The 12,047-nt window shown below is 52.5% G+C and carries 6 protein-coding genes; 4 read left to right on the forward strand and 2 right to left on the reverse strand.

Features of this window, described 5'->3' with window-relative positions; genetic code table 11:
• Positions 1-127 precede the first annotated feature (127 nt).
• Positions 128-1,147: a pentapeptide repeat-containing protein gene (locus NDI45_RS17220; RefSeq protein WP_348248066.1), complete on the forward strand. Its 1,020-nt coding sequence runs from the start codon at positions 128-130 to the stop codon at positions 1,145-1,147.
• A 113-nt stretch (positions 1,148-1,260) separates the two neighbouring features.
• Positions 1,261-3,873, forward strand: coding sequence for a M1 family metallopeptidase (locus NDI45_RS17225; protein ID WP_348248067.1), 2,613 nt, complete (start codon positions 1,261-1,263; stop codon positions 3,871-3,873).
• A 389-nt stretch (positions 3,874-4,262) separates the two neighbouring features.
• Here NDI45_RS17225 and NDI45_RS17230 read toward each other — a convergent pair whose 3' ends face one another.
• Positions 4,263-6,284: an ABC transporter ATP-binding protein/permease gene (locus NDI45_RS17230; RefSeq protein WP_348248068.1), complete on the reverse strand. Its 2,022-nt coding sequence runs from the start codon at positions 6,282-6,284 to the stop codon at positions 4,263-4,265.
• Between the two features lie 513 nt (positions 6,285-6,797).
• Positions 6,798-8,891 (reverse strand): prolyl oligopeptidase family serine peptidase, encoded by a 2,094-nt coding sequence (locus NDI45_RS17235; protein WP_190794259.1) that lies wholly within the window; start codon positions 8,889-8,891, stop codon positions 6,798-6,800.
• Between the two features lie 260 nt (positions 8,892-9,151).
• Here NDI45_RS17235 and NDI45_RS17240 point away from each other — a divergent pair, with 260 nt between their 5' ends.
• Together NDI45_RS17240 and NDI45_RS17245 are read left to right on the forward strand one after the other, a co-directional pair.
• Positions 9,152-11,449: a PBP1A family penicillin-binding protein gene (locus NDI45_RS17240; RefSeq protein WP_190794243.1), complete on the forward strand. Its 2,298-nt coding sequence runs from the start codon at positions 9,152-9,154 to the stop codon at positions 11,447-11,449.
• 213 nt (positions 11,450-11,662) lie between these two features.
• Positions 11,663-11,965, forward strand: coding sequence for an RNA-binding protein (locus NDI45_RS17245; protein WP_190794244.1), 303 nt, complete (start codon positions 11,663-11,665; stop codon positions 11,963-11,965).
• The last annotated feature ends 82 nt before the right edge of the window (positions 11,966-12,047 follow it).

A 12,047-nucleotide genomic window follows, 5' to 3' on the forward strand; every position in this document is an offset into this window, starting at 1 on the left:
CCCTACTCGTTCCCCCTATGTAACAACAAGCTGCGATTCCCAAAGACTCTTATCCAACTCCCCCAGAAACCGATCGCCGCGTGATACCCCAGAAAGAGGACGACGCAAGGTAGGACGATTTTCATTGATGGATGTTTTAGAATTTGCTGCCCAATACGCTGCTGGAGAGCGTAACTTTGCGGGCATTAATTTAGCCGGGGCGAATCTAGGCGGAATGGATCTGAGCGGAGCAAACCTGACCCAGGCAGTCCTGTCTTCGACCCAGTTCGATCGCGCGAATCTGGCTCAGGTCAATCTGAGTGGGGCGTATTTGTATGGCGCAACGGTGCAGTATGCCCGCTTAACCAGTGCAAATTTAGTCGGCGCAGATTTCACTAAGGCAAACTTGAGTGGCGCAAATCTAGCGAAAGCAAATCTCACCCGAGCCCGATTTAGCGGCGCAATTCTGAAGGGTGTGAATTTGCGGCAGGCAAACCTGAGCGGGGTTAACTTTTGTGGCGCAAACTTGAGTGGGATTAATTTGCGATCGGCAAACCTGACCGAGGCCAATTTGCAGTGGGCAAACTTGAGCGGGGCAAGGCTGAGCGGCGCAATTCTCACCAATGCCAAGCTCGACAACGTGCGACTGAGCCAGGCATATCTTAACGGGGTTGATTTGCACGGAGTTGATTTAGATGGCATAGACCTGAGCAATTCCAAGCTGAACGGCACGAATTTAAGCGGCGCAAATTTAACGGTGGCAAATCTCGACGATGTGTGTCTGCGTTGGGCAAACCTGAGCGGGGCAAATCTTCATGCAGCATCGCTAAACGGCGCAGCACTGGATCACGCAAATCTAGAATCTGCCAATCTGAACCAGTGCGACCTGATGGAGGCAACGCTGCACCATGCCAATTTGAACCGGGCAAACCTGAACGGCGCGAAGCTATACGGTGCAAATTTGAGCAGTGTGAACCTCACGAATGCTTCTCTTTGGGCAGCAAAGCTCGATCGTGCCGTTTTGCAGGATGCGAATTTATCGGGTGCGAATTTGCAGGGGGCAAGTCTTCGACAAACGGATTTGAGCCGAATTCGCTGTAGTTTGCAAACCCAGTTTCCAGAGATGAATTTGACTCCTTGTGACGATCGTTCACTAAGATATGCCTGATGAATATTTGCTTTTGCACTCTAAAAATTTTCATAATTCGATCCGCGATCGAATCGAACAGTTATAGGATCAATCAGGTGAATGTACCAATCTTCTCTGATTAATCTGCAATAATGTCTCACTCTGCAATTGAATCGGTCGCCTTTGATACCAATAACGGACGCAAATCGTTTGTTCTGCCGGGTGCGAAGCCTCACTACAACCCCGATCGTCCCGGTCAGGTCGAGCATATTGCGCTGGATCTGGTGCTGAATATCCCAGAACAAAGCTACAGCGGAACGTGCAGCATTCGGATTTGTCCGGTGCGCGACGGGGTCGATCGGCTCACGCTAGATGCAGTCAATTTGCAGATTGATTCGGTGCAGGTTGAGGACGTAGAGCAGCCGTTTGACTATGACGGTGAACGGCTTCAGGTTCGGCTCAAGCAGCCCACCGAAGCGGGTCAACCGATTATGCTGGTGATTGCCTATCGGGTTGAGAAGCCCCAGCGCGGACTGTACTTTATTGCACCAACTACCGACTATCCCCAGAAATCCGTCGAGGTCTGGACACAGGGCGAAGATGAAGACTCGCGCTTCTGGTTTCCCTGCTTCGACTATCCGGGACAGTTGGCAACTTCTGAAATTCGGGTGCGAGTGCCGCGCCAGTATCTTGCCCTGTCTAACGGCGAACTGATCGACACGCAGACCGCAGGCGACGACAAAATTTATCACTGGTATCAAAAGCAGGTGCATCCCAGCTATCTGATGACGCTGGCAGTTGGCGACTTTGCCGAACTTCAGGACGAGTGGAACGGCAAGCCCGTTACCTACTATGTGGAAAAGGGACGCGAAGCCGATGCCCGCCGCACAATGGGCAAAACGCCGCAGATGATTCAGTTCTTTAGCGAGACCTTTGGCTACGACTATCCGTTTCCCAAATATGCTCAGGTCTGCGTGGAAGATTTCATTTTCGGCGGTATGGAAAATACCTCCACGACACTCCTGACCGATCGCTGCCTTCTAGATGAACGGGCTGCCCTCGATAACCGCAGTTCTGAATCGCTGGTGGCACACGAACTGGCGCATCAGTGGTTTGGCGATTTAGTCGTGATCAAGCACTGGTCGCACGCCTGGATCAAAGAAGGCATGGCAACCTACTCCGAGGTGCTGTGGACGACTCACGAATACGGCGCAGACGAAGCCGCCTATTACCGTCTGGAAACCGCCCGCAGCTATTTCAGCGAAGATGCCACCCGCTATCGCCGTCCGATCGTCACCCATATTTACCGGGAAGCGATCGAACTCTACGATCGGCATCTCTACGAAAAGGGAGCCTGCGTCTATCATATGATTCGGGCAGAGCTGGGCGACGAACTATTCTTCCGGGCGATTCATACGTTTGTGAATGACAACGCTCATCGCACCGTGGAAACGATCGATCTGCTGCGGGCGATCGACCAGGCCACTGGACGCAACTTGCAGCCCCTCTTTGATCAATACGTCTTCCGGGGCGGACATCCTGATTACAAGATCGCCTATGGGTGGGACGGCGACAGCAATCTTGCTAAGCTCACCGTCACGCAAACCCAGGCACAGGAAGGCAACGGACTCGACAGCGGCTTGTTTGACCTGCGCGTGACGATTGGCTTTGGCTACATCGATGAATCCAGCTCTGAGAAATCGGCATCCATCAAACCCTTTACGGTTCGCATTCATGAGCGCGAGCAAACTTTTTACTTCCCCCTGGCAGAAAAGCCACAGTTTGTCAGCTTCGATCTAGGCAACCATCTGCTGAAAACGGTGACGCTGGAATATCCGATCGCCGAACTCAAGGCGCAGTTGCAGCACGATCCCGATCCGGTTTCTCGCATCTATGCGGCAGAGGCTCTGGCGAAAAAAGGTGGTCTGGAAGCGGTAAAAGCGCTGGCGCAAGCGATGCAGTCTGATTCTTTCTGGGGAGTCCGGGCAGAAGCCGCCGATCAGCTTGCATCGGTCAAGCTCGATCAGGCATTTGAGGAACTGGTCAAAGGACTGGAAGATCCAGAAGCACGAGTCCGGCGATCGGTGGTGAACGCGCTGGCGCAAATAAAGAGGATCGGCAGCTACCGAGCACTGAAGAAACTGGCAGAAGCAGGCGATCCCAGCTATTACGTCGAGGCGGCTGCATTGTCTGCTTTGGGAACTGTCGCCGCCGGAAAACTGGAGGGTAAATCGAAAGAAGAAAAGGTGCTGAAGCTCTATCGATCGGTTTTACAGGAGCGGGCAGGCTGGAACGAAACGGTACGCAGCGGCGTAATCCTTGGACTGAGCAAACTCAAAACTTCAGAAGCTGCCCTCGATCTGATTCTGGAATACACCGCAGCAGGCATACCCCAGGCACTCCGTCTGGCGGCAATCCGGGCACTCGGCGCAATCTCCACTGGACAAAATAACGTCAACCTGGAGCGCATTCTCAATCGTCTGGACGAACTTTCCCGCGAATCGTTCTTCCTGACGCAGGTTTCCACCAGCATTGCATTAGGACAAATGGAAACCGTAAAGGCAATCGGCATCCTCAGCGCACTGGCAGACCAAACCCCTGATGGCAGAGTCCGCCGTCTGGCAGAAGAGGCGATCGAGCGCGTCCAAAAAGCCGTGAAGCAAGATCAGGCAGTCCAGAAACTCCAGGAGGAACTGGATCAGCTCAAGAAAGATAATCAGGAACTCAAGAGCCGCTTGGAGACGCTGGAAGCAAAGGCAAAATAAACGCAAACCCTCGATCGCCACTGTCCTTCCTCAGCGCAAAGCCCAAAACAGGATACTGCGCGGATTGTCAGATCGGAGAAACCACCGAAACAGGCGATCGATTAGTCAAAGTACCATACACCCAAAGTACACTACACCTTTGACCCTGAAGCCCAAACTCTAACAGAAACGCTGCTCAATCCTTAGACCAAGCAGCCCGTCGATCGCACCCGATCGTCTTCTTCCGCGTCGCGCCATGAGGGAAATTCATGCGTCGATCGATTTCTTAAGCATTCTTGTGAGGTGGATGTCCCCGTCCGTTCAGTGCAACATCTCTATTTCCCAAGCAGAATTTCCCAAGCGGAGGAAGATGCTCACCCCACAAAAACCAAACTATTAAATTTCAGTTTCTAAGCAAACGCCTCCAAATCTACCTTGTACTCCTCTGTCGGAACCAACTGCCAGCTTGTATCCGGCTCCAGCTTCAGTACGTAGTCGTGATACTTCAGCAAGCTGGTGCGGTGTCCGACGCTGATGAAGGTGGTTTGGGTATCACGGAGCGTTTGGTAGAGCCGCTGTTCATTCGCCAGATCGAGCGCACTGGTGGCTTCGTCTAGAATGGCGTAGCGCGGTTTGGTCAGCAGCAAACGGGCAAAGGCAAGCCGCTGCTGTTCGCCCAAAGACAGCACATCCGACCAGTCGAGAATTACATCAAAGCCACCGACGCGCTCCGGCAAGTCTGCTAAGTTAACTTGCTTCAGCACACGATACACATCTTCGTCGTTGACTGCGTTGTTTTCCAGATTGGGATAAAGCAACTGATCGCGCAAGGTTCCCAGCACCATGTAGGGGCGCTGCGGCAAAAACAGCATTTCCTTCAGATTCGGACGACCGATGCGCCCGGTTCCCGTGTTCCACAATCCGGCGATCGCCCGCAGCATCGAGCTTTTGCCCACCCCGCTCTGACCGACAATCACCAAGCCCTGTCCGGGTTGCAGCGTCATCGACAAATCACTGGTTAGTGTCCGTTGACCTTTGGGCGTTTGCAGCGTCACGCGATTGAGAGAAATTTGCGGTTCTTCAACCAGATCGATCTTGGTTTGTCCTTCGGGATAAATCTTGTCCTGTTCTTGCAGGGCTTCGGTAAAGGTTTCCAAACGGTTGATTCCGGCAGCGAAGGCACTGATTCGCTCAACCTGCCCATAAAGCACAAAGACTGCAAAAGCAGCAAGTACCTGGCTAAAGGCAAAGTTTGCCTGAGTAATATCACCAAACTGAATCTGTCCAGCAAAAAACAGCGGGGCCATAATCAACGAGGGCAAAATCACGATCGCATACTCATACCCTTTAGTGAAGAAAGAAAGGTTTCGCTGCCAGCGAATCAGGAAGTTGAAGTTTTGCAGAACCCGATTAAATCGCTGTCCTAATTGCCCAATTTCCTGATTTTCTCCCCGATAAAAGGCAATTGATTCAGCGTTGTCCCGAACGTGAATCAACCCATAGCGAAAATCTGCTTCGCGTTTTAATTGCAGGAAGTTGAGCGTAATCAGCCGTTTACCAAAAATGGCAACGACGATCGTCCCAAAAATGGCATAGCCAATCAAAAACACCGACAGAGTTCTGGAGATTGACCAGAGAATTCCGGTAAAGGAAATGAGATCAAGAACTGCACCCAAAATCAGCAGCAAATAATACAAGCTTGTATTCGTAAAGCCGCGAATATCTTCAGAAATTCGTTGGTCAGGGTTATCAATATTTTCGTCGTTATTAATTTCGTAGTAGGCGCGATTGCTGAAGTATTCGTTGAGAAACTTTCCGGTCATCCATTCTCGCCAGTAAAGCCCCAGCACGTCCTGCAAATAACTGTAGATCACTACGATCGGCGTACCGACGACAAATACACCCGCATACACAAACAAAAACAGCCAGAAAGTCGGCTGGTCTTTATCTGCCAAGGCAGTCATAAAGAAGTTGCTAACATAGCTAATCGTCACGTTTAAGCCGCTTACCGCCAGCGACAACAGCAGCAGTGACGACAGCAAAAGCCACTGCCTCCAGCGGGGTAATACATTACGTCTTGCTAGGAAAAACCCGATCGCCGGAATCAGCAGCGCAGTGAGGACGATCGCGACCCCAGGCGAAGTCCAAACCGCTTGCACAAGGCCGACGAATCCGCCTGCCGTTTGTTCCATAAACTGCGGAAAAAGCTGCTGACAAAGCATTGTCACGCCGCTAATCAGCACAAATAAAAACGCAAACAAAAACACGATCAGTAGTACCAGCAGCCCAAAGAAAACCTTGCCGCTTCCTGGTGTAGTGGGATACCAGTAGGGCTGGGCGATCGCCACAAAGCGATTCCAGAGTTTCCAGTCGAAGCGACTTAGCCGACGTAATGATTCCTGTGAAGAATTCGGGGCAGTTGCAGTGGTCATTCGCAATAGAACCAGCGATAGAAATTTAGATGTTTTCAGTCATTCTATCGACCTATTTTAGGAGTTTATTCTGCGATCGGTGGTTCATTGCGATCGATTTCTTTTTGTTTCGATCCAGATGAATTCGATTTATTGCAGTGAATTTGATTCGCAGTGTGACGGCAAAAGACGATGTGTTAGACGAAATGTTCCTACTCAAGACGAGAGCTGTTTTTCCCACATCAGATTTAAAGTTCTCCCGAATCAGCTCTGATGTAGATTCAAGTTCTCTAAGCAGTGTTCGATGAGTTGCAGCCCCCTAAATCCCCCAATTCTGGGGGACTTTGAACTGAGGGAAGGCTTTTAAGCAGTGGTAAAGGTTAGAGGGCGAATAAGAAAGATTTTCCCCTTAGAGATGTGTCCACATCGCAGCCAACCCTGATGGAACCGAGCTAATAATGCTAACTGTCAAAGTCCCCCAAAATTGGGGGATTTAGGGAGCAATGCAGGATCTTCCCACGCCCAAAATCCCTTCTATGACTGCGTTTTCTCCTCCACTCTCAACGTCCGCAGCAAAAACGCCCAGCGATCGGCAACTTCCTCAATAATTTTGGCAGTTGGCTTTCCGGCTCCGTGTCCTGCCTTCGTTTCGATCCGAATCAGCACCGGGTTCTCGCCCTGATGGGCTGCCTGCAAAGCTGCCGCAAATTTGAAGCTGTGTGCCGGAACCACGCGATCGTCATGGTCTGCCGTAGTAATCATTGTTGCCGGATAAGCCGTTCCCAGTTTGAGATTGTGCAGCGGCGAATAGGCGTAGAGGGTCTGAAACTCCTCAGGATTCTCCGGCGAACCGTACTCAGCACACCATGCCCAGCCGATCGTGAACTTGTGGAACCGCAGCATATCCATCACGCCCACCGCAGGTAGAGCCGCCCCAAACAAATCCGGTCGCTGAGTCATGCAGGCTCCCACCAGCAAACCGCCATTGCTACCACCGCCGATCGCCAGTTTCTGGGGCTGGGTGTATTTGTTCTCGATCAGCCACTCTGCCGCCGCGATGAAATCATCAAACACATTTTGCTTGTTCAGCTTCATGCCCGCCTGATGCCAGTCTTCGCCATATTCGCCGCCGCCCCGCAGGTTTGCCATTGCATACACGCCGCCCAACTCCATCCAGACCAGATTGGCAGGTGAAAAAGAAGGCGTGAGCGAAATATTAAACCCGCCGTAGGCATAAAGGTAGGTCGGATTGTTGCTATCCAGCGCCAGTCCCTTCTTGTGGGTAATAAACATTGGGATCTGCGTCCCGTCTCTGCTGGTGTAAAACACCTGGCGCGTCTCGTAATCATCCGGGTTGAAATCGACCTGCGGCTGACGGAACAGCGTACTTTCCCCGGTGATCATGTCATAGCGATAAATTGTGGGCGGCGTGGTGAAACTCGTAAAGCTGTAGAAGGTTTCCGTATCGTGTCGCTCTCCCCCAAATCCCCCGGCTGAACCCAGTCCAGGCAGTTCCACCTCGCGCACAAAGCGACCGTCCAGGTCAAAAATCTTTACCTGCGTCCGGGCATCTTTCAGATAAGACGCTACAAACTGGTTGTTCAGTATCCCCACACCTTCCAGCGTTTCCGCTGCCTGCGGGATAATTTCCTTCCAGTTTGATTTGTCGGGACTGGTCAGGTCGATCGCAATCACCCGACCGCGCGGCGCGTCCAGATCGGTCTGTATCCAGAAAGTCGTGCCCTCATTATCAATCACGCTGTAGCTGGCTTCAAAGGTATTAATCAGCTCGACCACCGGAGCATTTTCCTGGCTCAAGTCTTTGTAAAACACCAGATTGCGCGAATCTGTGCCCAGCCACACCGAAATAATCAAATACCGTCCGTCCTCGGTCACGCCACCACCAAAGCCCCACTCCTTCTGGTCGGGACGCTCATAGATCAACACATCCTCAGACTGCGATGTACCGAGTCGGTGATAGTAAAGCTTCTGGAAATAGTTCACGTCCTCCAGCTTGGTCGCTTCGTTCGGCTCATTGTAGCGAGAGTAAAAGAAGCCCTGATGATCTGGCGTCCAGCTTGCCCCCGAAAACTTGATCCACTTCAAATGATCCGGCAGATCCTCGCCCGTCTCGACATCGCGCACCTTCCACTCCTGCCAGTCCGACCCTGCGGTGGACAAGCCATACGCCATCCGTTTCGCATTCTTGCTGATCGCCAGCCCCGACAGCGCGACCGTTCCATCTTCCGAAAGCTTGTTGGGATCAAGCAAAACCCGCGCCTCTGCATCTAGATTCGGCAAGGTGTACAGCACGCTCTGATTTTGCAGCCCATCATTCTTAAAGTAGAAATAGCGCGATTCCTCTTTAAACGGAATGCCGTACTTCTCGTAGTCCCAGAGTGCCGTCAACCGCTGCTGAATTCGATCGCGGCTCGGAATCTCCTTCAAAAACCCAAACGAAACCTGATTTTGCGCCTCAACCCAGGCTTGGGTTTGTTCACTGTTGGGGTCTTCCAGCCAACGATAAGGATCAGCCACCACAACGCCATGATAGTCATCCACTTGGTCAACCGCAGGGCTTTGCGGATAAGCTAGGGACTGGGAAAGGGGGTGGGAAGAAGGAGTCATAAGACGATCGCCTGCCGCTTTTCTGAGGTGAACTGCCACGACGAACACAAATCCGCCGCTCTCTTCATTGTAATTATCTCCAAAACTCCCCAAGCGGAATCCCAATCCCCTCACCCATTCACCCATCTACTCATCCACCTAACTCCCCACACAAAAAACGATCAAAAAGCCCCAACCTTTCTGGAAACCCCCATGCCCCAACTTGTATCTCAATAAGATGTTTGATGATACGCGTTGCCTGATTGCGGCATAATTCTGGCATGACTCCTCCCCAGACACCCAACCCAGCCCCAAATCCTCAGCCGCCCAATCCTTCACCCAACCCGCCGAAAACCCTCTTGGGGGCACTGACTCAGGCGGTGCGAACGGTGCAGGCGCGGGTCGATTTTACCAAGCTTCGGCTTAAGCCTAATGCCAGAGTCCCCGAACTTCTGGTGCAGGATGCCGACGCAACCCAGGCTGAAACCTATCCCTTGCTGGGCGAACGCTACCTGCTAGGACGCAGCTCCAAGTCCTGCGATATCGTGGTGCGAAATCCGGTTGTGAGTCAGGTTCATCTGTCGCTGACGCGGGATAAGCGCAAGCCGAATGCGCCCTTTGTGCTGCGCGACGAAAATTCGACCAACGGAATCTATCGCGGCAAGCGGCGAGTCACCAAGTTTCCCCTGCGGCATGGGGATATTTTGACTCTAGGGCCCCCAGAACTGGCGGCAGCCGTCCGCGTTCAGTATCACGATCCCCCACCTTGGTATGTCAGAGCCTTTCGCTACGGGCTATATGGCGCAACAGGGGTGACTGCGCTCACGGCTTGCTGGGTCGGGTTAGAGTGGCAAAAGTTCTCGGTGCGTCCGCTGCCTGCCTCAGTTCAAGGTCCGGTCGTCGTTTATACGCGAGACGGAAAAACGCCGCTCAGCACCGTAGAAACTCGTCCGCACGTCGAGATGAAGCAGCTCAGCGATTTTTCGCCCTATCTGGCGGAAGCGGTGATTGCCTCAGAAGATACTCGCTACTACTGGCATTTAGGCGTTGATCCGCTCGGTATTTTGCGGGCGGCCGTCATCAACGTTCGGGACGGCCAAATCCTGGAAGGTGGCAGTACCGTCACCCAGCAGCTTGCCCGCAGCATTTTCCGTGACTATGTAGGAACCGAAGACTCTGCCGGACGCAAACTGCGTGAAGCGGTTGCTGCCTTGAAGCTAGAGACGTTTTACAGCAAAGACGACCTGATGCTGACCTATCTGAATCGGGTTTATCTGGGGAACGGGAACTACGGCTTTGAGGACGCGGCACAGTTTTACTTCGGCAAATCTGCTAAAGACCTTTCGCTGTCAGAAGCCGCAACGCTGGTCGGAATTTTGCCTGCGCCGAACCGCTTTAATCCGGTGCGGGACTACGAGACGGCAGTGCAGTTTCGTGATCGCGTTCTCAACCGCATGGCAGCCCAGGGCAAAGTCAGCCAGGAAGACGCCCAACGTGCCCGTCGATCGCGCATCGAAATTAATCCCGCAGCCGTTAAGCAGCTGCAAAGCACGATCGCCCCTTATTTCTACGGTGAGGTGTTTGCGGAACTCGAACGCCTGCTAGGAGAGCAGCTCGCCCAGGAAGGAAATTTTGTCGTCGAAAGCACCCTCGATCAGCGAATTCAGCAGGTCGCAGAATCCTCACTGAGAACTGCCGTAACGGACACGGGCACCTCGGTAGGTTTCTCGGAAGGGGCAATGGTGACGCTAGATTCCCAGTCGGGCGAAGTACTGTCAATGGTCGGTGGTGCGGACTACCAGCAGAGCCAGTTTAATCGGGCAACCCAGGCATATCGCCAGCCCGGATCGACATTCAAAATCTTTGCCTATGTTGCCGCACTGGAGCAGGGAACCTCGCCCTATACCTCGTTTTCCTGTGCCCCGTTGACCTGGGAGGGACAGTCGTTTGAGGGCTGTCGATCGGGCAGCGGCAGTCTGGATATGTTTGGGGCAGTGGCTCAATCCGAGAATCCGGTCGCACTGCGGGTGGCGCAAGACGTGGGACTCGATCGCGTCATTCAAACCGCAAAGCGAATGGGCATCACGGCTGATCTGCAGGCTACCCCCGGATTGATTCTGGGACAAAGCGAAGTGAATCTGCTCCAGCTCACGGGTGCCTTTGGCGTACTGGCAAATCAGGGAGTAAGCCATCGTCCTCACTTAATCCGCCGCATTTTTGACAGCAGCGATTGCCAGAATGTGAACGATGCAAGAACGTGCCGTGTGATTTACGACTACAGCAAAGACGCAGAGGCAAATGTCACCGTTCTCTCACCTGAAGTTGCAAATACCATGACTTCCTTGCTGCAAGGGGTTGTGCAGTCGGGCACCGGACGAGCTGCCTCTCTCGGTTTAGGTGAAGCAGGCAAAACAGGAACAACCAATGACAATGTTGACCTCTGGTTTGTTGGCTACATTCCTAGCCAATCACTGGTGACAGGAGTTTGGTTTGGTAACGATGACAACACCCCAACGAACGGCACAAGCGGCGATGCAGCCCAGCTTTGGGGAAACTTCATGGGACAGATTGCCCGATAAAAAACCCTAAGAATTTTCCATCGATACTATTGCAAAATATCAGTGTCTTTTGAATTTTAAAAAAGATGTTTTCTATTTTGCTGCGCTAACTCAATAGATCCGCTATTATTGCTTGCAAAGCAGTACTGGATTGCAGTATTAATGGGAATCATCTTCTCGTCTACCCTGCGTTTCCTTGAACTGCCACTCGTCTCGAATGGTTTGGAGAGAATTGTGACTATTTACGTTGGCAACCTGTCTTTTCAGGCAACTGAAGAGGATCTACGGGAAGTTTTCGCTGAGTATGGAAAAGTGAGTCGAGTCAGCTTACCAACCGATCGGGAAACCGGAAGGAAGCGGGGCTTTGCATTCGTCGAAATGGAAGACGATGCTCAAGAGCAAAAGGCGATCGACGAACTTGACGGCGCAGAATGGCTCGGTCGCGAAATTCGAGTCAACAAAGCCAAACCCCGTGAAGAGGGCGGTGGCGGTGGCGGTGGTGGTCGTCGGAATGGCGGTGGCTATCCGAGAGGCTAGATGGTAACGCTTCTTCGATCGCATCCGGCAGCAGACGGCAACTCCTCTAAATGAGCTCCTCTAAATGAGCTAAAGAAGCTGC

Source organism: Leptolyngbya sp. GB1-A1 (assembly GCF_039962475.1).
In the GTDB taxonomy this organism is placed as follows: Bacteria; Cyanobacteriota; Cyanobacteriia; order Elainellales; family Elainellaceae; genus Leptolyngbya_A.